Annotated in this window: 23 protein-coding genes; 5 read left to right on the forward strand and 18 right to left on the reverse strand. The window is 70.6% G+C overall.

The features are described from left to right. Positions 1-13: 13 nt before the first annotated feature. A complete protein-coding gene (locus tag M3667_RS03445) occupies positions 14-532 on the forward strand; it encodes an Lrp/AsnC family transcriptional regulator (protein ID WP_230704209.1) in 519 nt (172 codons plus the stop codon). On the opposite strand, the gene M3667_RS03450 is transcribed toward M3667_RS03445, so the two are convergent. The 8 genes from M3667_RS03450 to M3667_RS03485 form a co-directional block, all read right to left on the reverse strand. Further along, positions 438-1,034 (reverse strand): Lrp/AsnC family transcriptional regulator, encoded by a 597-nt coding sequence (locus tag M3667_RS03450; RefSeq protein WP_251504933.1) that lies wholly within the window; start codon positions 1,032-1,034, stop codon positions 438-440. The two genes, M3667_RS03445 and M3667_RS03450, sit on opposite strands and share 95 nt — an antisense overlap. Before the next feature lie 35 nt (positions 1,035-1,069). Beyond that, positions 1,070-1,798 (reverse strand): 3-keto-5-aminohexanoate cleavage protein, encoded by a 729-nt coding sequence (locus tag M3667_RS03455; RefSeq protein WP_251504936.1) that lies wholly within the window; start codon positions 1,796-1,798, stop codon positions 1,070-1,072. A 27-nt stretch (positions 1,799-1,825) separates the two neighbouring features. Then, a complete protein-coding gene (locus M3667_RS03460) occupies positions 1,826-2,497 on the reverse strand; it encodes an RraA family protein (protein ID WP_251504939.1) in 672 nt (223 codons plus the stop codon). A gap of 3 nt (positions 2,498-2,500) precedes the next feature. Next, a complete protein-coding gene (locus tag M3667_RS03465; RefSeq protein ID WP_251504942.1) occupies positions 2,501-3,316 on the reverse strand; it encodes a carbon-nitrogen hydrolase family protein in 816 nt (271 codons plus the stop codon). Next, on the reverse strand, positions 3,313-4,452 hold the full coding sequence (locus tag M3667_RS03470; protein WP_251504948.1) for an ABC transporter ATP-binding protein: 1,140 nt from the start codon (positions 4,450-4,452) through the stop codon (positions 3,313-3,315). Before M3667_RS03470 ends, M3667_RS03465 begins: the two co-directional genes overlap by 4 nt. Before the next feature lie 21 nt (positions 4,453-4,473). Next, positions 4,474-5,547 carry a PotD/PotF family extracellular solute-binding protein gene (locus M3667_RS03475; protein ID WP_251504951.1) on the reverse strand — a complete coding sequence of 358 codons (1,074 nt, stop codon included), beginning with the start codon at positions 5,545-5,547 and terminating at the stop codon, positions 4,474-4,476. Positions 5,548-5,620: 73 nt separating this feature from the next. Further along, positions 5,621-6,412: an ABC transporter permease gene (locus M3667_RS03480; protein ID WP_251504952.1), complete on the reverse strand. Its 792-nt coding sequence runs from the start codon at positions 6,410-6,412 to the stop codon at positions 5,621-5,623. Next, positions 6,412-7,311, reverse strand: a complete 900-nt coding sequence (locus M3667_RS03485; protein WP_251504954.1) for an ABC transporter permease — start codon at positions 7,309-7,311, stop codon at positions 6,412-6,414. Before M3667_RS03485 ends, M3667_RS03480 begins: the two co-directional genes overlap by 1 nt. A gap of 291 nt (positions 7,312-7,602) precedes the next feature. Here M3667_RS03485 and M3667_RS03490 point away from each other — a divergent pair, with 291 nt between their 5' ends. After that, positions 7,603-7,812, forward strand: coding sequence for a hypothetical protein (locus M3667_RS03490; RefSeq protein ID WP_251504960.1), 210 nt, complete (start codon positions 7,603-7,605; stop codon positions 7,810-7,812). Between the two features lie 86 nt (positions 7,813-7,898). On the opposite strand, the gene M3667_RS03495 is transcribed toward M3667_RS03490, so the two are convergent. The 4 genes from M3667_RS03495 to M3667_RS03510 all read right to left on the reverse strand — a co-directional run bounded on the left by M3667_RS03495 (position 7,899) and on the right by M3667_RS03510 (position 12,181). Continuing rightward, entirely contained in the window at positions 7,899-8,990 is a 1,092-nt protein-coding gene (locus tag M3667_RS03495; protein WP_251504962.1) for an ABC transporter permease, read from the reverse strand. Beyond that, positions 8,987-10,048 (reverse strand): ABC transporter ATP-binding protein, encoded by a 1,062-nt coding sequence (locus M3667_RS03500; RefSeq protein ID WP_251504965.1) that lies wholly within the window; start codon positions 10,046-10,048, stop codon positions 8,987-8,989. The genes M3667_RS03495 and M3667_RS03500 overlap by 4 nt, the downstream gene beginning before the upstream one ends. Before the next feature lie 157 nt (positions 10,049-10,205). Continuing rightward, a complete protein-coding gene (locus M3667_RS03505) occupies positions 10,206-11,132 on the reverse strand; it encodes an NAD(P)/FAD-dependent oxidoreductase (RefSeq protein ID WP_251504968.1) in 927 nt (308 codons plus the stop codon). A gap of 53 nt (positions 11,133-11,185) precedes the next feature. After that, a complete protein-coding gene (locus tag M3667_RS03510) occupies positions 11,186-12,181 on the reverse strand; it encodes a glycerophosphodiester phosphodiesterase family protein (protein WP_251504971.1) in 996 nt (331 codons plus the stop codon). Positions 12,182-12,323: 142 nt separating this feature from the next. Between M3667_RS03510 and M3667_RS03515 the strand changes: the two genes are divergently transcribed. Both M3667_RS03515 and ligD read left to right on the forward strand, forming a co-directional pair. After that, positions 12,324-13,193, forward strand: a complete 870-nt coding sequence (locus M3667_RS03515; RefSeq protein ID WP_251504976.1) for a Bax inhibitor-1/YccA family protein — start codon at positions 12,324-12,326, stop codon at positions 13,191-13,193. 250 nt (positions 13,194-13,443) lie between these two features. Beyond that, complete coding sequence (gene ligD, locus M3667_RS03520; protein ID WP_251504979.1) at positions 13,444-14,673, forward strand: non-homologous end-joining DNA ligase; 1,230 nt, start codon at positions 13,444-13,446, stop codon at positions 14,671-14,673. Here ligD and M3667_RS16955 read toward each other — a convergent pair. Then, positions 14,640-15,197 (reverse strand): TetR/AcrR family transcriptional regulator, encoded by a 558-nt coding sequence (locus M3667_RS16955; protein WP_251504982.1) that lies wholly within the window; start codon positions 15,195-15,197, stop codon positions 14,640-14,642. The two genes, ligD and M3667_RS16955, sit on opposite strands and share 34 nt — an antisense overlap. Before the next feature lie 69 nt (positions 15,198-15,266). Here M3667_RS16955 and M3667_RS03530 point away from each other — a divergent pair, with 69 nt between their 5' ends. Then, positions 15,267-15,980, forward strand: a complete 714-nt coding sequence (locus tag M3667_RS03530; RefSeq protein ID WP_251504985.1) for an MBL fold metallo-hydrolase — start codon at positions 15,267-15,269, stop codon at positions 15,978-15,980. 214 nt (positions 15,981-16,194) lie between these two features. On the opposite strand, the gene M3667_RS03535 is transcribed toward M3667_RS03530, so the two are convergent. The 5 genes from M3667_RS03535 to M3667_RS03555 form a co-directional block, all read right to left on the reverse strand. Next, a complete protein-coding gene (locus M3667_RS03535) occupies positions 16,195-17,562 on the reverse strand; it encodes a glycosyltransferase (protein WP_251504989.1) in 1,368 nt (455 codons plus the stop codon). 1,011 nt (positions 17,563-18,573) lie between these two features. Beyond that, positions 18,574-20,154, reverse strand: a complete 1,581-nt coding sequence (gene guaA, locus M3667_RS03540) for a glutamine-hydrolyzing GMP synthase (protein ID WP_144829443.1) — start codon at positions 20,152-20,154, stop codon at positions 18,574-18,576. Beyond that, positions 20,151-20,672 (reverse strand): DUF3817 domain-containing protein, encoded by a 522-nt coding sequence (locus M3667_RS03545; RefSeq protein WP_251504992.1) that lies wholly within the window; start codon positions 20,670-20,672, stop codon positions 20,151-20,153. Before M3667_RS03545 ends, guaA begins: the two co-directional genes overlap by 4 nt. 10 nt (positions 20,673-20,682) lie before the next feature. Further along, entirely contained in the window at positions 20,683-21,576 is an 894-nt protein-coding gene (locus M3667_RS03550) for an SURF1 family protein (RefSeq protein WP_251504994.1), read from the reverse strand. Between the two features lie 14 nt (positions 21,577-21,590). Then, positions 21,591-22,706, reverse strand: a complete 1,116-nt coding sequence (locus M3667_RS03555; protein ID WP_154096307.1) for a GuaB3 family IMP dehydrogenase-related protein — start codon at positions 22,704-22,706, stop codon at positions 21,591-21,593. Positions 22,707-22,709 lie beyond the last annotated feature (3 nt).

Genomic DNA, 22,709 nt, shown 5'->3' on the forward strand with positions numbered 1-22,709 from the left:
GTTGGATCAAGGCGTGCAGCTCGAAGCCATCGACGTGATCGATCGCAAGATCATCGATCAGCTGCGCCTCGACGGCCGTCGTTCCTTCGGCCAGATCGCCCGCTACGTCGGGTTGTCCGAGGCGAGCGTGCGCCAGCGATACAAGCGCCTTCTCGACCTGGGCGTGGTGCAGGTCATCGGCATGCCGAACAGCCCCAAGCTCGGGTTGCTCGAAGTGCGCCTGTCGATCCGCGTGCGCGGAACCACGGTCGACGCCGTGGCGCACGCGCTCTCGGCTCTCGCGCCCGTCAAGTACGTCGGCGCGTGCATCGGAGCCTACGACCTGATCGTCGACGTGCGCTGCGAGACGCAGACCGAGCTCACCGCGTTCCTCACCGACACCCTGCACACGATCCCCGGCATCGCCGTCGTCGACACGACGAACATCCTCGAGGTGATCAAAGACGAGTATCTGTGGTCGGGCTTCCGTGACCCGGTCGGCCGCTTGACCCGGCCGCATCCGTCTGCCGGATCGCGCCCGTCTGGGTCGTGACCGCCCCGGTGGTCCCCGCGGCGCCGGCGGATCCGCCGACGGCGCGCTGACCCGACTGGTCTCGCAGCCCATTCCACGAGTAGTCCTTGTACAACCGCGTCAGCACGTACTGGTCGATGGTCGTCACGCCCGGCGTGCGGCGTAGCTCATCGAGCAGCTCGACGAGCTGGGTCAGGTCGCGAGCCGTCGCTTCGAGGTAGATGTCGTGCGCACCGGAGGTGAGCGAGACGTGCCCGATCATCGGGTTCGACGCGAGCGAACGGGCCACCTGCCGGGGGCGCAGCCCCTGCACCGACAGCATGAGGCGCACCGACTGATGCCCGAGCGTCAGCGGGTTGCACAGCGCGACGATCCGCAGGATCCCGGATGAGGTCAATCGGCTGACGCGCGTGCGCACCGTCGCCTCGGACACTCCGACGATCGCCGCCATCTCCGTGTAGGCACGGCGGCCGTCCTCGACGAGGAGTTCGACGAGGCGACGGTCCAGATCGTCGGCGCTCATGCTCTCATTGTCGCGCGTCGGCGCTCACCCGCGGCTCAGTCGCCGGCGGACCACCGTCGCGCGGTCCGCACCATCTCGGTGTTGTCGGGGGCGATCGACCCGTCGGGCAGGGTCAGCATGTCCTCGAAACCGACGCGCACCTCGCACCCGTCCTCGATCGCCGCGCGCACGACGGGCCAGGCGGTCTGGTCGTACCCGTGGTAGAGCAGCGGTACCGTCACCCCCGCCTCACGCAGAGCAGCGGCGATGCGCCGTGAGTGGTCCACGGCATCCTGGATCTGCTCGTCTTCGGGCTCGATGAGGATGCGCACGTTGTCGTGCAGAGTGGGCGACGCCAGCAGCGCGGGCACCTCGTCGATGTGCCACACCGCGCTCTCGAGCACCATCCCGCGCTCGCGCACGAGCACGGCCGCCTCGGCCGCCCCCTCTTCCGAGAATGCGACGGAGGCGAAATCGGGGAGCCACTCCTCGGGCCACTCCGCGACCAGGCGCATCCGCTCCTCGTGTCCCGAACACGTCCACAGGCCCGTGGTGGTTCCGACGACGATGCCGGAATCGCGTTCCCGGATGCCGCGCACCATGCGGGCGATCTCCTGCGGCGCGATCGTCTGGGCGCCGTCGTCGGTGCGGGCATGGGCGTGCACGACGTCGGCTCCGGCACGCACGGCCTCGACCGCGGCATCCGCGATCTGCTCGACGGTGAGGGGGATGGCGGAGTGTTCGTCGCGCGAGCGACCTCCGTTGATGGCGGCCTTGATGAGCATGGTTCTCCTGCGCTTTCGCTGTCGTCGTCAGTGGCCGGTGAGGGCGTCGAGCATGGCCGTCGCGCCCGTCAGCTCACCCAGGCGACCGCCCGCGCGCAGCTGTGCGACGAGCTCGGGCTCTTCGGCGTCGTCATCGAGCGCGGTGTCGATCAAGGCGGCGACCGTCGCCACCGGGGCGATGAACACCCCGTTGCGATCGGCCAGCACGACGTCGCCGGGCTGCACCGGCACACCGCCGCACGTGACCGCGATGTTGTGGCCGCCGGCATCCACCCCCAGCAGCTTCGTGGTCAGCACGCTCGTGCCCCGCGCGTAGACGGGGATGCCGAACGCCTCCACTTCGTCGAGGTCGGTGACGACACCGTCGACGACGATGCCGGCCGCCCCGCGGATGCTGAGAGCCGCCGCGAGAACCTCGCCCACGGGCGCGTGCCGCACGTCTCCCCCGGTGTCGATGACGAACACGTCACCCGGCTCGCACCAGCCCGCGGCGTGATGGAGCGCCGTGGAGTCCTGCGCGGTGAGGCGCACCGTGACGGCACGCCCGACGACCCGACGATCGCCGGTCTGTCGACGGATCGCGGGGTCGACGAAGCCTTCCTCGAGGTAGTGACCGAGGGTCGGGAACGACACGCGTTCGAGCTTCGCGACGAGTTCGGGATCGAGGGCAGGTGGCGTCGGGCCGGAGGTGTAGGGCATGGATCAGTCCAAGAGGGAGAGGTGGGCGGAGAGGCGGCGATTCGACAGCGCGGGCAGCGCGTCGCGCACTTCGGCGATGCGATCGAGTGAGACGGGCACGATGCCGATCGCGCGACCGGTGGCGGGCAGGTGCGCCTGCTCGACCCCGAGGGGATCGATGACGAGGCTCGTGCCGATGCAGTCGGGCGAGGACGACCCGGATGCCAGCACCCAGCACGTGTTCTCGATCGCGCGCGCGGTGAGCAGAGTGGTCCAGTGCTCGACCTTGCGGTGACCGGCGACCCAGGCCGCCGACACGCTGAGCACGTCGGCGCCGCGCGAGACGAGGTCGCGCGCCAGCTCGGGGAAACGCAGGTCGTAGCAGTTGACCAGTCCGACGGCCACGCCGTCGATCAGCACGAGCGGCGGCAGCTCCTGCCCCGCGGTGACATAGTCGGACTCGCGATACGTGAAGGCGTCGTAGAGATGCAGCTTGCGGTAGACGTCGACCAACTCGCCGCGCGGATTGACGACGACGAGGGTGTTGAAGGGTCGCTCGGAGCCACTGGGCTCGTAGCCCCCGGCGATGATCCACAGGTCGTGCCGCATGGCGAGCTCCGACAGATGCGCGAGGAATGCGGGCCACTCCCGAGCGACGACGTCTGCACGCTCCGACGCGTCGATGTCGCCGGCGACGAGCATCGCCTCCTCGGGCAGCACGAGGAGACGCACTCCCTCGGCCGACGCGTCGGCGGCGAGCGCCGTGACCTCGCCGCGGTTGTGCGCGGCGTCGGTGGTGGGAGCCATCTGCCCCACCGCGGCCAGCAGGACCGGGTTCATGCGAGCTCTCCCGCCGGGATGACACGACTGTCGGACGGATGCCATGACACGGTCACGCGCGCACCATCGGCCGTCGCCGCGAGGGCCCGGGCGGCGTCACCGCTCGGCACCGAGGCCGACAGGACGATGCCCGAATCGAGCGCGAGGTGCGAGATCCACTCGTCGCCGAGGAAGACGCGTTGTGTGAGGGTCGCCGGCAGGTGAACGCCGCCCTCGGTACGAGCACCGTCGGGGAGCACGCGCACCCGCTCGGGACGCACCGCGAGGGTCAGCGGCGTCCCCGCCGCGGCATCCGGGATCTCGTCCACCGGCACCTCTCCCACGCCGGGGATCGTGAAGCGTCGAGTCGTGGCATCCGCGACACCGTCGATGAGATTGCAGCTGCCGATGAACCCCGCCACGAACCGCGACGCAGGGGTGTCGTAGATCTCGGTCGGCGTTCCGATCTGCTGGATGCGCCCCTCCGACATGACCGCGATACGGTCCGACATCGTCAGCGCCTCCTCCTGGTCGTGGGTCACGTAGATGAACGTGATGCCGACCTCTCGCTGCATGCGCTTGAGTTCGAACTGCATCTCTTTGCGCAGCTTCTGATCGAGCGCACCGAGCGGCTCGTCGAGGAGCACGACGGCGGGGCGCCCCACCACGGCGCGGGCGAGGGCGACGCGCTGACGCTGACCGCCGCTCAGCGCCGCAGGCTTGCGGTCGGCGAACGCGCTCAGCCGGACGAGCTCGAGCGCCGCGCGGACCCGGTCGTCGATCTCGCGCTTCGGGGTGCGGCGCACGCGCAGCTCGAAGGCGACGTTCTCGTAGACGCTGAGGTGCGGGAATAGCGCGTAGCTCTGGAACAGCATGTTGAGGTCGCGCTGACGGGTGGCGACACCGTCGACGTTGCGACCGTCGAGCTCGATCGAGCCGGCGGTCGGCGTCTCGAACCCGGTGATCATGCGCATGAGCGTCGTCTTGCCGCAGCCGGACGGGCCCAGGATGCTGAAGAACTCGTTCTGTGCGATGTCGAGGTCGAGAGGGTCGACGACGCGGTTGGCGCCGAACGACTTGGTGAGGCCCCGCAGGCGCACGGCCGGGGCGGGGCCCGTGGCCGGCGCAGTGCCGGCCACGGGGCTGTCGATCGTCATGGGGCTCATTTCGGTCTCAGATCACGAGGCGCGGAGGCGGGTCCAGCCGTCCTGGAAGTACGACAGCGCCGCACCCGGGTCGACGATGAATTCCGACTTCCCGAGGGAGTCGGCCGGGGCGTAGATCGCCGGGTTGCTCACGAGGCTCTGGTCCTTGACGAGCTCGAGCGCCCCGGCGTTGGTGGAGGCCAACGACGCGTCATCGGTGAGGAGGGCTGCCACCTCGGGGCGAAGGGTGTAGTTGAGCCACTTGTACGCGGCATCCGTGTTGCTCGTGCCCTCGACGACCGAGAAGCTGTCGGTCCAGAGCGTGCCGCCCTCTTCGGGGATGATGTAGTGCACATCGGGGTTGGCCATGACGGCCTTGGCCGCGGTCGTGCCGCTGTACGCCTCGGCGATGCACGCGTCGCCCGAACCGACGAGGTCGGCGTAGTTCTGGCTGTTGTACCCGGCAAGGAGCGGCTTCTGCTCGGTGAGCTTCTGCGTGGCCTTCTCGATGTCGTCCTGGCTCGTGGTGGTGGCGCTGAGTCCCTCGACCTGGAGTCCGGCGATGTAGGCCGAGAGCATGTTGTCGAGCATGTAGATCTTGCCGCTGTAAGCGGGGTCCCACATGTCGGCCCAGCCGGTGATCTCCTTGCCGGTGCAGGCCTGGTTGTACAGGATGCCGGTGGTTCCCCAGGCCCACGGAATGGCGTGCGCGTTGTCGGGGTCGAACGAGGGGTCGACGAACTTCTCGGCCAGGTTGTCGAAGCCCTCGAGCTTGCTCTTGTCGATCTGCGCGACGAGGTTGCGGTCGACGAGCAGCTGGACGGCGTACTGGCTGGGCTCGACGATGTCGTAGCCCGAGTTCCCGGCGGCGAGCTTGGAGATCATCGTCTCGTTGCTGTCGAAGGTGTCGACGGTGACCGTGATGCCGGTCTCCTCCTCGAAGCCCGAGATGACGGAGTCGGGGATCTCGCCCGCCCAGGCGTAGATGCTGAGCGACGACGAACCGCCGCCCGCGGAGTCCGTGCCGGCGCCGGAGGCGCAAGCGGTGAGTGCGGAGAGGACGCCGACGGCGAGGACCGCACCGACGGCCCGGTGACGCGTGTTCATGGGTGCCTGCTTTCGTGGTGGGTGGAGCGCATGTTTCGGGTGATGCCTGAGTCCGACGTCGTCGTCGGCCCGCTCAGGCGGCGGGAGTGGGAGGGCCGGCGAGGATGCGGCGCATCTGCGAGACGCCGACCACGAGGATGAGGCCGAGAGTGGCGAGCACGAGGAGCGTCCCGAGCGCGTTCAACTCGGGGGTGAGCCCCGTGCGGAGCGTGCTGTAGATGCGCAGCGGGAGCGTCGTCGTGCCGACACCCGAGGTGAAGGTCGACACGACGATATTCGAGAACGACGTCGCGAAGCTCAGCAGGAAGGCCGCCATGAGCGAGGGACGCAGCAGCGGCAGGATGACGCGGGCGAAGGTCTGCCAGGGGCTCGCGCCGAGGTCGGCCGCCGCTTCGCCCAGGCTCGGATCGAGAGTGCTCATGGCGCCGACCAGGACGAGGGTCGACAGCGGCAGCGTGATCACGACGTGGCCGAGGATGAGCGTCGCGTAGCCGGTCGGAATGCCGGCGCTCGAGAAGATGGTCAACAGCGAGACGCCCAGCACGATCTCGGGGACGATCAGCGGGATGAGGATCGCGCCCAGGAACACGGCGCGACCACGGACGCGGAACCGCACCAGTCCGTATGCGGAGAGCAGACCGATGATGGTCGAGAGCACGGCGGCGGAGAGACCGACGACGAGGCTCGTACGCAGAGCATCGCCCAGCATCCGATCGCCGAAGAGCTCGGCGTACCACCGCAGAGTGAGGCCGTCGAAGCGGTACCCGACCTCCGAGGCGTTGAACGAGTAGACGATGACGGCGGCGATCGGGATGTAGAGGAAGACGAAGACCGCGCCGGCGATCCAGGAGATGATGCGGTCCATCACGAGGCCTTCCGAGAGGTGCGCAGGCGGGCGAGAAGAGCAGCGACGACGATCGTCAGCAGCATGAGGGCGAGCACCACCATCGACAGAGCCGCTCCGAGGGGTTCGTTTCGGAACTCGGTGAACAGCGTCACGATCAGGTTCCCCACGAGCGGGTCCTTGCCGCCGCCGAGGAGGACGGGGATGACGAAGACCCCCAGGGTGGGCACGAAGGTCAGCACCACGGCCGAGACGATTCCCGGAGTGGCCAGGGGGATGAACACCCGCAGGTGCGTCTGGGCCGCCGTGGCGCCGAGATCGGATGCCGCCTCACGCAGGGCCGGATCGACCGCCCGCAGCGAGGCGTAGATCGGGAAGACCGCCACGGGGAGGAATGCGTACAGCAGCGACAGCGTCACGGCCAGCTGCGAGGGGACGAGCGAGGTCGCGTCGATACCCACCGCGCGAAGCAGCGGAATGAGGGGGCCCCCCGATCCGAGCAACGTGATCCAGGCGAAGGTGCGGACGAGGAAGTCGGTGAGGAAGGGGATGATCACGAGAACGAGCAGTACGGGCTGCGTGCGGGCCGATCGCGTGGCAATGAAGTAGGCGACGATGTAGCCCACGACCACGCATACGACCGCATTGAGTGCGGCCATGCCGAGGCTGTACCCCAACGTCTTCGCGTACACGGGGTCGAGCAGTTTCGCGTAGTTGTCGAGCGTGAAGCCGCCGAGCGTGCCGCCGAGCGGGTCGCTGATGGCGAAGCTGTCGCGCAGGATGACAAGGGTCGGCACGATCACCAGCAGGACGATCACGATGGTCGCGGGCAGCAGCAGGAGGTAACCCGCGACCGAGCGGGGGCGTCGCGCCCGGGTCGGGTCGGTCTGCGGACGGCGTGTCTGCGTGAAGGTGGTCATGGCGTTCCTCGTGTTCAGGTGTCGTCCATCCTGGAACGGGCGGCCGTCCATCCGACCGGCCACCTTCCTCGAATCGCGCGGCCCGGAGGTTACTCGTTGACGCGTTTCGCAGCACCCCGCCCGCGGCGATGACCGCGCAGGGCTCTCGGGGCGGGCCCACCGCGGGCCGACGGGCGTCGAGGCGGCATCGCGATTCGCAGAGACGATCTATGGCTCGGAGAGGGCTCCGGCGGTCGACGCGGCGCTGTCAACCCGGTCCGACCGACGGCTCTCCAGGAGCACCGTGGAGCGATGAGCACTCCTGACATCCCCACCCGCCACTCCGACGACGCCCGCGCCGACGCGGCCGCCCCCACCGACGCGGTCACCGACGAGGTACGCGAAGACGCCGCCCAGGCCGAGGAGAACGTGAACCTCGACGACCACACCGGCGAGACTCTCGAGGGCGACGCGGCTCCGGCCGACGACCCCGGCTTCCCCGCCGCTGAAGGCCACGCCTGACGGCACCGCTCTCGGCGAGCGCGACCCTCACGGCGCGCGCGACCCTCACCTGGGGCCCGGTTCGCCCTTTGGCGCCTGTCGGCCGGCTACGCGATGCGCGTGCCGGGCGGCAGGCGCTTCGCCGGTGTGCGCGTGCGCGCGACGCCCCACGCCATGAGCCCGACCGCGATGAGCAGTTGTACCAGCAGACCCACGAACCAGCTGGGCGCGGTGCCTTGTACCTGCTCCTCCGTGGTCGGGTAGGGGGTCGAGGCGTCCCACCCGCGCGGGTCGCACCCGTCGTACGAGGTCCGCGGTTCCGGGGCGATCTGCGCGAGGCGCACGCCCGTGGAGATCTGCGAGAACAAGTCGCTGGGGTAGCCCTGGTTGTAGGTCGCGGGCGTGGCATCCGCGAGGATCACGAAGGGATTCGCCGCGAGCAGCCACCAGACGCGGTCGAACCGCGGCACCTCATAGGAGTCGGTCGTCGTCTCGGTGCACTCGAGCTCGTCGTACGACGGACACCCCTCGGCCCGCACGTCAGCCCACGGATCGCAGGTCGGCGGAAGCGAGCTGTAGTCGATGTCGCGCGTGACCGTCGTCTGCGTCGTCCGCAGAGCGGATCCGCCGAGCCCGAAGGCGAGGAGGGTGCCGACGGTCAGCGCCGCGATGATCAGATAAGTGCTCGCGACCGAGAACAGGGGCCGCGCGACGATGGCGCTGAGCCCCACGCCGATCGCCGCGACGATCCCGACCTCGATGATCAGGATGCCGAGCGAGGTGACGATGACCGCCGGATTCAGACGGCCGGCGAGAGTGGCCACGGCGAGGAACGGCAGTGCCACGACCAGGAACGCGAGCCCCGAGATCCACGCCGCGAGGAACTTGCCGACCACGATCTCGCCTGTCGTCGCCAGTGTCACCTGCACGGGGGCGAGGGTCGCCGCGTCACGGTCGCCGTTGACCGCACTGCCGCTGAGCGTGGGCGACACCAGCAGCGTCAGCAACAGCACGAGCATGATGATGAGCGAGAAGAACCAGTCGTTGCCGCCGCTCAACAGCGAGAACGCCGCGAACGACAGCGCGAGCATGCCGATCAGGATGACCGCGAACACGGCCAGCAGGACGTACCAGGCGACCGAGCGCACGCGTTGACGCAGCTCGATGCCGATGATGGTTCCGAGGCGGTGGAGGCTCATGCCGGGCTCCCGTCGTCGGGGCGGGTATCGGGGGCGGCCGGTGTCGTCGGCGGAGCCCACCCGGCGTGCGGGTCGGCCGGTGGCGGGTCGACGGGCCCGCTCGGGGCGCCCGTGGGGCCGGCGTGCCCCGACGCCCGCAGATCGAGGAACGCGTGCTCGAGGTCTCCGACGGCCGGAGCGAACTCCACGATCGGCAGTCCGGCCGCGATCAGCGCCCGAAGGCCCGCGACGGCCGCGGCCTCGTCGGTGAAGGGCACGAGGAGGTCGCGTCGGTCGGCGGCGACGTCGTCGAACGCGCGGCCGAGGGCGGCCGCCACCTGCGCACGATCCGCCTCGAGCGAGCGAGAGGCGTCGGCAACGGCCCGCAGTCGCCACACGCGCGTCCGGGTGGCGGCGGCCGCGATGCGCTCGCCGGCCACCGTGCGACCGTCGACGAGGAAGACGGCGTCGTCGACGACCTCTTCGAGCTCCGACAGCACGTGGCTCGAGATGAGCACCGTGCGCCCCTCGGCCGCCAACCGCCGCAGCAGCTCGCGCAGCGCGATGCGCGACTGGGGGTCGAGACCCGATGCGGGTTCGTCGAGCAGCAGCACCTGCGGATCGTGCACGAGCGCACGGGCGAGCGCGAGGCGCTGCTTCTGCCCGCGAGAGAGCACCCGCGCCGGAGCACCCGCGAGAGCGGCGAGGTCGACGAGCCCGAGCAGTTGGTCGGCACGCGCGCGGGCGTCGTCGCGCGCGAGGTCGTAGAGCTGGCCGGTGGCCACGAGCACCTCGCGGGCCGTCAGGCTCGGCCAAGCGCCGAGCGAGTCCGGCATCCACCCGAGAAGACGGCGCGCGCCGGCGGGGTCGGCGACCGGATCGACACCGCCGATGCTCATCCGCCCCGCGTCGGGTCGCAGCAACGACGCGAGCATGAGCATGAGCGTCGTCTTGCCCGAGCCGTTCGGCCCGACCAAACCGGTCACCCGCCCTGTCGCCGCACGGAAGGTGACCTCTTGCACCGCGTGCACCGCACCGAACGACCGTCTGACCCCCGCGACGTCGATCCCCACATCCATGGCCCCCACCCTAGGGGCGGCCTCGCGGGACGCCCGGGCGATTTCCTGTCGCGTAGGGACGAAACACGCACCCGACGCAGTCGCCGTCACGCGCGCCCGCGGGACCCGCAGGCCGGATTACGCGATCAAAGGTCGCGCCCGCCCGGCGTGTCCCCGGTCAGGAGAGGAGCGCCCGACCCAATGCATCGCCCGACGTCCACGCCGTGCGGACGGCCGCCGACTCCCCCCAGGCGTCGCCGCAGGCGGACAACCCGGGCGAGTGGAAGAACGGCTCGCCCGTCGTCTCGGCCGGGCGCGCGAACGTCCACCGGTGCGCGTGGGTGGAGGCGGGCTCGGCGTCGATCCGCAGCAGACGACGGGTGGCCGCCAGCACGGGACCGATCGCCGCGTCGGGGTCGTCGAGGTGCCGGCGCGCGCGTTCCGCCGTCGTGTGCACGACGAGCACGGGTGCCGCGTCTCCGCGACGGTCGCCGTCGTCGGCGATGAACGACACATCGGCATCCGCTTCGGCGAACGCCCCGTGCAGATCGGCATCCCACTGCCGTTTGTCCCAGCGCAGCACCACGGCGATCACCGGCTCCCAGTCCTGCGGACCCCCGGGCACCTCGCCGGTCAGACGCGCAGCCTGGGGCGCGGGCATCGCGAGCACGACCTCGCCCGCCTCGACGCCATCGACGCGATAGGGCTCGACCCGCTCGACCACCCGGCCCGACTCGATGTCCACACCGTCGGCGAGATCGAGCGCGAGAGACCGCAGTCCTAACGGTGCGGCCCAGCGCATGGGCCCGGGCTTGGGCCGTCGCTCACCGGAGGGGTCGATCACCTGGAAGGTATCCGTCCAGGGCCGAGCGATCCCGCGCTCCTCCCAGTCGGCGACGACGTGCGAGAAGCCCTCCGCCTCGCCGACCACGAAGTACGACGCGCCCAGGTCCACCGGGCGATCGTCGATCCTGCGGCTCGACAGGCGGCCGCCGACGCGGCGACCCCGATCGATCACACGTGCCGTGCCCCCCGCGTCCTGCACCGCTCGCGCGCAGGCGAGGCCCGAAATCCCGCCGCCGACCACCGTCACGTCCACCGTCATGCCGCCATCCTGGCCGGAGACCCGTCGGGCCGGGTCGGGCTTGCGCGCGGGTGTCAGACGGTTCCGGATGCCGCGCCGAAGAACTCCACGCCCAGATCGGCGTGGTCGACGAAGACGCCGTCGAGGCCCGCGTCTCGAAGAACCACCCATTCGCGCCGATAGTCGCCGAACGCGGCCTTTCCGCCGGGCCGTCGGTATGCCGCGAGAAGGAACGTATTCTCCGGTCGGCATGTCCACGTGAAGACGCGCAGCCCTCGGTCCTGTGCCTCGCCGACCACGCGCGCCGGTCCGCGAGCCCTCCCCAACCGGTCGGGAGCCAGGATGACCCTCTTATCGGGGCTGATCCCCTGCACCTCGGCGGCGAGGGCGTCGAGGCCGGCCGCCGTCAGCATGGATCGATAAGGCACCGCATCCGCTCCGTCTCGTTCGCGCAGATCCCAGGGCACCCCGTCGGCCTCCATCAGCTGCACGAGGGGGATCCGAATGCCGCGTTGCCGCAGCCGCGCGAGCACGAGCGGCTCGAACGACTCGATGACCATCTCGTCCACGGCTTCCGCCCACCCCGCAGCGCGGATCTCCTCGTCCACAAGCGCGGCCATGTCGAAGCCCAGCCGCGCGAACGTGGCAGCGTGCTTGATCTCGAGCACGACCCCCACTCCGCCCGCGCGAGCGAGGTCGAGGAGGTCGCGCAGGCAGAGCACGCCGTCCTCGTCGTCGTGCGCGGCGCTCTCGGGCCGGAGAGCGGGGATGCGTTCGCGGCATCGCAGCGTGCGCAGCTCCTCCCAGGTGAAGTCCTCCACGAACCATCCGGTCAGCAGCTCGCCGTCGACGGTCTTGCTCGTTCGGCGGTCGGCGAACTCCGCGCGCGTCGAGACGTCGGTCGTGCCCGAAATCTCGTTCTCGTGGCGTACGACGAGCACGCCGTCCTTCGAGGGCACGACATCGGGCTCGACGGCATCCACCCCCGCCTCGATCGCACGCAGATAGGAGCTGCGCGAATGCTCGGGCAGATAGCCGGGGGCACCGCGATGACCGATCACGAGAGGCACGTGCACACGCTAGTCAGCCGGGGTGAACGGCAGCATCGCTCAAAGCGAAATCCCAGTCAGCACAAGGATTCTGCTGGCGGGCTCGGCTAGTGTTGATCTACAGCACGGTGCTGTGATCACCATCTTTGGAGTGTGAGTTCCCGTGGCCCTCAATAACCCGGCATTCAATACCCCGGCGTTCCAGGACCCTCGAGCCGGTGGCGCTAACACGCGCTACAGCCCGCCCCCGGCCGTCGATCCCGCCGCCGCCGCAACGATCGAAGGCGCCTACGCCGCCCCGTCCGCGAGCGCCGTCGAGACCGGCCGCATGACGGTCGAAGACACCGTCATGAAGACGCTGGCCCTGTTCGGCATCCTCGTCGTGACCGCCGTCGTCGGCTGGATCTGGTCGATGGCCGGCGTCAGCGTCGCCAACCCCAACCCGTCCGCCGCCCCGATGATCGTCGGTGGCCTCGTCGGCTTCGTGTTGGCGATGGTCGCGACGTTCAAGAAGAAGCCGTCGGTTCCCGTCATCATCGCGTACGCGGCCTTCGAGGGCCTGTTCGTCGGTGGCATCTCGGCGTTCTTCGAGTTCATGTTCCCCGGCATCGTCCTGCAGGCGACGCTGGCGACCCTCTCCGTGGTCGGCGTGACCCTCGCCCTCTTCGCGAGCGGCAAGATCCGCGCCTCGGCCCGCGCCACCAAGATCTTCATGATCGCGATGGTCGGCTACCTCGTGTTCGCCCTGGTGAACCTCGGCCTGATGCTCTTCAACGCCCCGATCGCCGGTGGCGCCTTCGGCCTCTACAGCATGAAGGTCGCGGGCATCCCGCTCGGCCTCATCATCGGCGTTCTCGTGGTCATCATGGCCGCGTACTCGCTGGTGCTCGACTTCGACCAGATCCAGCGCGGCGTCCGCAACGGCGCTGCCCGGGTCTACGGCTGGGTCGGCGCCTTCGGCATCATGGTCACCGTCGTGTGGCTGTACGTCGAGATCCTCCGCATGATCGCGATCCTGCGCGGCAACAACTGACGCAACGTCTCGTATGAAGGGCCGTCCCGTTTCGGGGCGGCCCTTCATCGTGCGGCCCGCGCGCGTCACCTCGCGTGCCAGTCCTGCGGGTAAGCCCCACGCGCGTCGCCCCCCTCTGCTGAGCGTCTAGAACACCCGGACACCAGCGCGATCCCGTCCGGGTTTCTTGGACACTCGACACCGCGCGACGGCCCCGCGCCCCGCCCGCAAGGGGCTCGGAGCCCGGATGCCGCGACGCTAGCCTCGCGCCATGAGTCCCGCGAAGACGCCGCCCGAGATCCTCGACGTCGACGGCCACGAGGTGCGCATCACGAGCCCCGACCGCGTCGTGTTCGCCGAGCCGGGTCTGACCAAGCTCGATCTCGTGCGGTACTACCTCTCCGTCGCCGAAGGAGCCCTTCGCGGAGCGGGCGGGCGACCGATGGTGCTCAAGCGCTTCTCGAAGGGTCTCGATCAGGAGCCCTTCTTCCAGAAGCGCGTCCCCGAGAACCACCCCGACTTCATCGACACCGCGACCCTGCGCTACGCCTCGGGCACCTCCGCCGAAGAGACGGTGGTTCGGGATGCCGCGGGGCTGGCCTGGGTCGTCAACCTCGGCTGCCTCGACCTGAACCCGCACCCCGTCCGCGCCGAGGACCTCGATCACCCCGACGAGCTGCGCGTCGACCTCGACCCGATGCCCGGCGTGGACTGGTCGCAGATCGTCGACGTCGCGTTCATCGCGCGGGACGTGCTCGAAGACCACGGTCTCGTCGGCTGGCCCAAGACTTCGGGCTCGCGCGGGCTCCACATCCTCGTGCGCATCCGCCCCGAGTGGGACTACGCCGACGTGCGTCTGGCCGCCGAGACCCTCGCCCGCGAGGTCGAGAACCGTGCCCCGGGACTTGCGACCGCCCGCTGGTGGAAGGAGGAGCGCGGCGAGAGCGTCTTCGTCGACTTCAACCAGAACGCCAAGGACCGCACCGTCGCGTCGGCCTACTCGATCCGCGCGCTCCCTGACGCTCGGGTCTCGACTCCCCTGACATGGGACGAGGTGCGCGATCGCCGCCCCGAGGAATTCACCGTGCTCACGGTGCCCGAGCGCTTCCGCAGCGTCGGCGATCCGCACGCGGGCATCGACGACGCCGCGGGCTCGCTCGACGCCCTCCTCGCCCTGGCGACAGAGCTCGGTCCCGCCGAGAAGCCCCCGCGGGGGTCCGACGGTTCAGGCCGCCGCGCCTCGACCATGCCGCTCATCGAGGTCGCGCGCACCAAGACCAAGCCCGAGGCACTCGACGCCCTCGAGACGTGGAAGCAGCGGCATCCGGAAGCGACGTCGCAACTCCACCCCGCCGACGTCCTGGTCGACGGCATGCGCGGGTCGAGCTCGCTCTGGTACCGCGTCCGCGTGAACCTCCAGCACGTTCCGGATGCCGAGCGCCCGGCGCAAGAGGATCTGATCGCCGACTACGACCCCTGGGCCGGCCGCGCGGCCACCTGATCCTGCGTGAGCGAGGCGACCAGGTGGCGCCGCCCGTAGCGGTACGCGTCGTCGAGGTCGCCGCCGAGACGGAAGGCCCCGGCGAGCTCCATCGTCACGAACCCGGTCGCCCACGCGGTGAGCAGCCTCGCCGCTTCGAGCGCATGAGCCTCACCCACGGCGACGGTGGTCGCGCGCAGCACCGGAGCGCTCGTGGCAGCGAGTCGGTCGGCATCCACCACCGTCGTGAACAGCAGACGGAATGCTTCGGGCCGGTCGTGCCCGAACGCGCGGAAGGCGACCAACAGGTCGTCGAGGCCTCCGGATGCCGTCTCGAGCCGCGCCGTCAGGTCATCGGCCGCGGCCGCCCCGACGAGTCCGAGCAGGGCTTCGCGGTCGCGCACCCTCTTGTACAGCGAGGGAGCCTTGACCCCGACCGCCTGGGCCACGGCCTGCATGGTGACGGCGCTGGGCCCGCCCTTCTCGAGCAAACCCGCGGCCGCGTCGATGATCTCGTCGAGCGACGTTCGTTCCGGTGTGGGCACGACCCCTCCTCATGGCTACGCTTATAAGCTATCATGGCTAACACTCGTAGCCATTCAGAAAGGCACCCCATGAGACTCGCGCCATCGCTCCACCGCATCGGCAACGACATCGTCGCCTCGTACCTCGTCGTCGCCCCCGAGGGCATCACCCTCGTGGACGCTGGGCTCCCTGGAATGTACGCCGACCTGCTCCGTGAGCTGCAGAGCATCGGCCGGACGCCCGACGACATCCGCGGCGTCATCCTCACCCACGGCGACAGCGACCACGTCGGATTCGCGGAACGCCTCCGCCGCGAGCACGGCGTGCCCGTCTTCGTCCACGCAGCCGACGCCGACCGGGCGCGCGGCGGCGACAAGCCCAAGAGCGCGATGGGTCCCTTCCGCCTCGGCCCGCTGCTGGGCTTCGCCGCCTTCGGCCTCCGCAAGGGCATGCGCCCGCAGTGGCTGACCGAGGTCCGCGAGGTCGCCGACGGCGAGACCCTCGACCTCCCCGGAAGCCCCCGCATCGTCGGCATGCCCGGTCACTCCCCGGGCAGCGTCGCGGTCTTCTCCCCCACGGTTCGTGCCGTGTTCGTCGGCGACGCCCTCACGACGCGACACGTCCTGACCGGTCGCACCGGCCCCGGACCCGCGCCGTTCACCGACGACCCGGCCGAGGCGCTCGCCTCGCTCGATCGCATCGCGGGACTGGATGCCGACTGGGTGCTGCCCGGCCACGGCCCGGCGTTCCGCGGCTCTCCGGCCAAGGCGGCCGACGCGGTGCGAAAGGTCACGCGGGGCTGACGCGGACGCCGACGCGGCTCGGACCGTGTCGGCCTGAGCGGACGCTCCGCCCTTCACCAACGACCCGGCCGAGGCGCTCGCCGCACTCGTTCGAATCAGAGGCGTGAATGTCGACGGCGTTCCGCCCGGCCGCGGCCCGGCGTTCCGCGGTTCTCCGGCCGATGCGGGGAACGCAGTTCACAGGGTCGCGCGCGGCTGTCGCGGGTGCCCGGCGTCAGCGCCTGCGCGGCCGGCCCAGCACCTCGCTTGCGACGGCCGCGAGCGTGTGCATCGCGCGCGCCGGGCTCACGGCATCCGCCGCCTGCCGCGCCTCGGCCGTCAAGCGCTCGCGCAGCCCGTCGTCGGTGAGCACCCGCCGTAGCGCGTCGACCAGGGCATCGTCGTCGCCATCTGGAACCAGGACGCCGCCGCCCGACGCGAGCATGTCGCGCGGGCCGTAGCGGATGTCCCACGCCACCACGGGAGTACCGTGCGCGAGGGCTTCGGCGAGGGCGAGCCCCTGCCCCTCGAAGCCGGAGGTCGTCAGGTACACCGCGGCGCGATCGAGCACCGCCCCCGGCTCGGTCGTGAGTCCCGGTAGCGAGACGGCGTGCTCCAGTCCGCGTTCGGCGACGAGCGCTTCGAGCGCACCCCGCTGAGCACCCTCGCCCCAGAGCTCGAGCCGGGCGCCCTTCACATCATCGAGCACGCGCGCGAAGGCCTCGATCGCGCGATCCAGGCGCTTGCCCGGGGCGAGCCGCCCCAGCACCACGACGAGGCCGCGCTCCCGCTGCGACGCCGGCACGACGGCATCCGGAGCCTCCACCCCGTGCGGCGCGACCACGTCGTTCGCGGCGGTGCCGAACCGGGCGCGCACGTCGTCGCGCTGGTACGCGGTCGGCCACAGTACGGCGTCGAAGCGCGGAGCGATCTCGAACCACCGCGTCCAGAGCGCGTTGAGGTCGGAGTCGGCCTGGAACGGCGGCTCGAGGTGGATCGTGTGCACCGTGTGCACGATCCGCACATCGTCGTCACCCCAGCCAGCGATGAGCTCGCCGAGCTGCCGCGACTCGCAGATCACGACGATGGGCCGATCGTTCTCGGCGCGGAGCCGGTCGACCAGGTGGGTCAGCCACGCGCGGTACAGCGCCCCGAAACCGTCGATCACGCCGTCGGTCCCGCCCGCGGCATCCCGGATCACGATCGGCGCCGTCGTGAGGTGCCAGTCGGGGTCGATCACCACGGGCAGCTCGACCGCGCCCCCGGCCACGACGCGGTACGCCAAGGTCGGATCGGCGTCACCGGGGTGCGCCGCTTCGCGCACCCACTCTGCCGCCCCGCCCTGCGCGTCGACGGCCTCGTCGAAGAGGTTCCGGAAGATCCCGGATGCCGCAGCCGCCCCCCGCTCGACGAAGGTCGCCCGCTGCGCGGAGTGGGCGTCGGCGTCACCGGGGTCGACGGTCAGCAGAAGGGTGTCCGCGCCGGCATCCGCCATCTGTCGCGCTCGGGAGAGGGTGGCGATCGTGTATCCGCCGTCGAGGTCGGGGATCAACCGGCTCGACAGGATGAGGTACCACGCGTCGGGGAAGTCGCCGGAAGTCACGCCCCCATCCTCCCCCACCCGCCGCGCGGTCCGCCGCGCGGTCCGCCGCGCGGTCCGCGGCGCGGGCCGGGGCCGTGGTGCCCCGGCCGGCCCGTCGGGTCCGGCGGGCGGTGGCGAGCGCAGTCTGCGCGCGCGGGGTCCTCGGTAGCCCCGGCCTGCCCATCGGGTCCGGCGGGCGCGGTCCGCGGCGCGCCGGAGCGGCGCTCACCCCGGCATGCCCATCGGGTCGCGGGCGGTGGCCCCGGGGCACCGCCCGCGCAGCCCCCGACGTCGCCGGGGCGCCGAACATGGCCCCGGGGCGCCAGACGTGGCCCCGGGGCCACGTCGTGACACGGTGTGGGGCGAATTCCGTCACTCAGGGCGTATTTTTCCCGCCCCAAACAAAAAATGCCGCCCCAAAACCGACTCCCCGGGCGGGCGGAGCGCAAGCGCCGCCGCGCACGCAAGGCGAAGTGACACGCCCTCCTGAGTCGATCGGGGCAGGGGGCCCCGCTCCCCATACTCCCCGTCGAGACAGAGCGACGCCGGCGCCGGACGGCGAAGGGGCACCGCCTCCGGGTCGATCGGGGCAGGGGCCTCATACATACCCCAACCCGGGCGGGCGGAGCGCGAGCGCCGCCGCGCACGCAAGGCGAAGTGACAAGCCCTCCTGAGTCGGTCAGGGCAAGGGCCCCGCTCCCCATACTCCCCGTCGAGACAGAGCGACGCCGGCGCCGGACGGCGAAGGGGCACCGCCTCCGGGTCGATCGGGGCAGGGGCCTCATACATACCCCAACCCGGGCGGGCGGAGCGCGAGCGCCGCCGCGCACGCAAGGCGAAGTGACACGCCCTCCTGAGTCGATCGAGGCAGGGGCCCCGCTCCCCATACTCCCCGTCGAGACAGAGCGACGCCGGCGCCGGACGGCGAAGGGGCACCGTCTTCGGGTCGATCGGGGTAGGGGCCCCGCTCTCGACCCGGAGGCGGTGCCCCGGAGCCGGCCGACGACGTCGGCGCGGGAGCAGGCTAGACGCTCACTCCCACTCGATCGTCCCCGGCGGCTTCGACGTCACGTCGAGAACCACGCGGTTGACGTCGCGCACTTCGTTGGTGATGCGGTTCGAGATCTTCGACAGCACGTCGTAGGGCAGGCGTGTCCAGTCGGCGGTCATCGCGTCTTCGCTCGAGACGGGGCGCAGCACGATGGGGTGGCCGTAGGTGCGGCCGTCGCCCTGCACGCCGACCGAGCGCACGTCTGCGAGCAGCACGACGGGGCATTGCCAGATCTCGTTGTCGAGGCCCGCCTTGGTCAGCTCGGCGCGGGCGATGGCGTCGGCCTCACGCAGGATCTCGAGACGGTCAGCGGTGACCTCGCCCACGATGCGGATGCCAAGACCGGGCCCCGGAAAGGGCTGGCGTCCGACGATGGCCTCGGGAAGGCCGAGTTCGCGGCCGATCGCGCGCACCTCGTCTTTGAAGAGGGTGCGCAGCGGCTCGACGAGCTCGAACTGCAGGTCTTCGGGCAGGCCGCCGACGTTGTGGTGGCTCTTGATGTTCGCGGTGCCGGCGCCGCCACCGGACTCGACGACGTCGGGGTACAGGGTGCCCTGCACGAGGAAGCGCACCTGCTCACCCTCGGCCTTGGCTTCGGCGACGAGGTCGGCCTGCACCTTCTCGAACGCGCGGATGAACTCGCGGCCGATGATCTTGCGCTTCTGCTCGGGGTCGCTGACTCCGGCGAGCGCGTCGAGGAAGGTCTCGCGCGCGTCGACCGTGATGAGCTTCACGCCGGTCGAGGCGACGTAGTCGTTCTCGACCTGCTCGCGCTCGCCCTTGCGGAGCAGTCCGTGGTCGACGAACACGGCGATGAGCTGGTCGCCGACGGCCTCGTGCACGAGGGCCGTCGAGACGGCGGAGTCGACGCCACCCGAGAGGGCCGAGATCACGCGGCTGGTGCCGACCTGCTGACGGATGCGCTCGACCTGCTCGGCGATGACGTTTCCGCTGTTCCAGTCGGCGGGGAGCCCGGCGGCCTTGTGGAGGAAGTTCTCGAGCACCTGCTGGCCGTGGTCGGAGTGCTTGACCTCGGGGTGCCACTGCACGCCGTACATGCGGCGGGCGTCGTTCGCGAACGCCGCGACGGGGGTGTGCGCGGTGCGGGCGAGCACCTCGAAGCCCTCGGGGGCGCGCGAGACCTGGTCGCCGTGGCTCATCCACACGTTCTGCTCGGCGGGCTGACCCTCGAGCAGAGTGCCCTCGGTGACGACAGTGGCATCCGTCGCCCCGTATTCGCGCAGGCCGGTGTTGGCGACCTCTCCGCCGAGCGCCTTGGCCATGACCTGGAAGCCGTAGCAGATGCCGAGCGTGGGCACGTCGAGGTCGAAGACGCCGGAGTCGAGGCTCGGGGCTCCTTCTTCGTACACCGACGAGGGGCCGCCCGAGAGGATGAGGCCGACGGGGTTCTTGGCCGCGATCTCGTCCGCCGTGGCGGTGTGCGGCACGATCTCGCTGTACACGCCCGCTTCGCGGACGCGGCGGGCGATCAGCTGCGCGTACTGGGCGCCGAAGTCGACGACGAGGACGGGGCGCTGGGACGTTTCGGTCTGTTCGGTCACCGGTTGCCTTCCGGGGCGGGTACGGGAGCGGCGGCCAGGGCGGCTTCGCGCTCGGCGAGGTAGGCGCGCACGCGGCGGGCGGTGCGCACTTCGAGGATGAAGGAGAGGAACGGCACGACGCCACCGAGGGCGAGGAACACGAACCGGCTGAAGGGCCACCGCATGAGGCTCCACACACGGAAGCACGAGAAGAGGTAGACGACGTAGAACCAGCCGTGGGCCACGAGGATCGCCAGCGAGACGTTCACTCCGTCGCCGGTCGAGAGGATGCTGCAGCCGTTACCGCCGGGCATGAAGAGCGAGAACCACTGGCAGTCGGGACCGGGCACGGCATCCGCGAACCACAGGAAGCCGCCGGATCCGCCGAGGAACAGCTCCACGTGAATGGGCGTGTACTTCAGGATCATCTCGGTGACCAGCAGCAGCAGGCCGATACCGGTGATGACGGAGCAGATCTGGTAGAACTTCAGGGCTCCGCGGATCGCCGGGAACGAGGCGAGCTTGGGGGCGCGGGGCATGGATGCCAGTCTAGTCGCGGCTTTCCGCGGCTCCTGCCGGACTGCTCGACGCGGAGCTTTCCGCGAGAGCCTCGGCCTGTTCGTCTTCGAGGTCTTCGACTTCTTTCTCCCACGCGTCGCGCGCCAGGCGATACCAGAGGTACAACGCGAAGCCGGCGAAGATCGCCCATTCCGCCGCATAGAAGATGTTGAGCCAGTTGACCCGCGAACGCTCGTCGGGCGCGGGCGAGGCGATGTCGTCGAGGGGGCCGATCGCCGTCTGCGAGGCGACGTACTGCCGGTAGACGTCGAGGTCGGCGGTGTCGTGCCAGCGGCCGAGCAGCATGGCCGGAGACATCTTGACCAGCGTCTGCGGATCGGCACCGGCGGGCGGAACCGAGGGGCCTTCGTCGGAGATCAAACGCCCGGTCGCGTCGACGACGGCGGCGGGATTCGCCTCGGCGTCGGCCTCGAGCTGGGCGGCCGCGGCGTTCGCCTGGTCGAGGCTGCTCGTCCACCCGGTCGCGACGGCGATCGAGGTCGGCGTGGCCGCGCCCGCGACGCGGAGCTGGCCGGTCACCCAGTACCCCTCGACGTCGTTGTTGTAGCGCGACGAGACGACGATGAAGTCGGATGCCACCCACGTGCCGCTCACCTCGACCCGCTGCCCCACGAGGGGTTCGGGCAGGTAGTCGCCCGGCTTCACCACGTCGGCGAGCGGCTGCACGACCTCGGTCAGTCCCGGCTCGGGCGGAGACGTGTCGACGGCACGACCCAGCTGCCACTGGCCGAGCCACGCGAGCACCCCGGCCACCACGAGCGAGAACGCCAACAGTGCGATCCAGCGCGGGCGCAGCATGACCTCGCGCAGCGTCGGCGGAAAGATCTGCGGCGGCGCCGGCTCGGTCACGGGGGTGGAGGTCATGGGGCTTTCGGGGGTCAGTGCCCGTAGGGCGCGACGACGACCTCGACGCGCTGGAACTCCTTGAGGTCGGAGTACCCGGTGGTGGCCATCGACTTCTTGAGGGCGCCGATGAGGTTGGCGGTGCCGTCGGCGACGGGTGCGGGGCCGTAGAGGACCTGCTCGAGCGGACCAACGCGATCCACGGCGACGCGGCGTCCGCGCGGCAGCTTGGCGTGGTGCGCCTCGGGACCCCAGTGGAAACCGCGGCCGGGAGCATCGGTCGCTCGCGCGAGCGCGACACCGAGCATGACGGCATCCGCGCCCATGGCGAGGGCCTTCACGATGTCACCGGAGGTGCCGACCCCGCCGTCGGCGATGACGTGCACGTAGCGTCCGCCCGACTCGTCGAGGTAGTCGCGACGCGCGCCGGCGACGTCGGCGACCGCGGTGGCCATAGGGGCGTGCAGGCCCAGCGTGGCGCGCGTCGTCGAGGCCGCACCGCCGCCGAAGCCGACCAGCACGCCCGCGGCCCCCGTGCGCATGAGGTGCAGCGCGGCGGTGTAGGTCGCGGCCCCGCCGACGATCACGGGCACGTCGAGGTCGTAGATGAACTTCTTCAGGTTGAGCGGCTCGTCCACACTCGAGACGTGCTCGGCCGACACCGTCGTACCCCGGATGACGAACAGGTCGACGCCCGCGGCGACGACGGTCTCGTAGAGGTCGTTCGTCCGCTGCGGAGTGAGGGCACCCGCGACGGTCACGCCCGCGGCGCGCACCTCCGCGAGGCGGTCGCGCACGAGCTCGGGCTTGATGGGCTCGGAGTACAGCTGCTGCATGCGACGCGTGGCGTCGGCCTCGGGCAGCGTCGCGATCTCGGCCAGGAGCGGCTCGGGGTCGTCGTACCGCGTCCAGAGGCCCTCGAGGTCGAGGACGCCCAGGCCACCGAGGCGCCCGAGCTCGATCGCGGTGCGCGGGCTGACCACGGAGTCCATCGGCGCACCCAACACCGGGATCTCGAACGGGAACGCGTCGATGGTCCACGCGGTCGAGACGTCTTCGGGGTTGCGCGTGCGCCGCGACGGCACGACGGCGATGTCGTCGAAGGTGTACGCGCGGCGGGCGCGCTTGGCGCGGCCGAGATCGATCTCCATGGT

Source organism: Microbacterium sp. P26, from assembly GCF_023712585.1.
GTDB lineage: Bacteria > Actinomycetota > Actinomycetes > Actinomycetales > Microbacteriaceae > Microbacterium > Microbacterium algihabitans_A.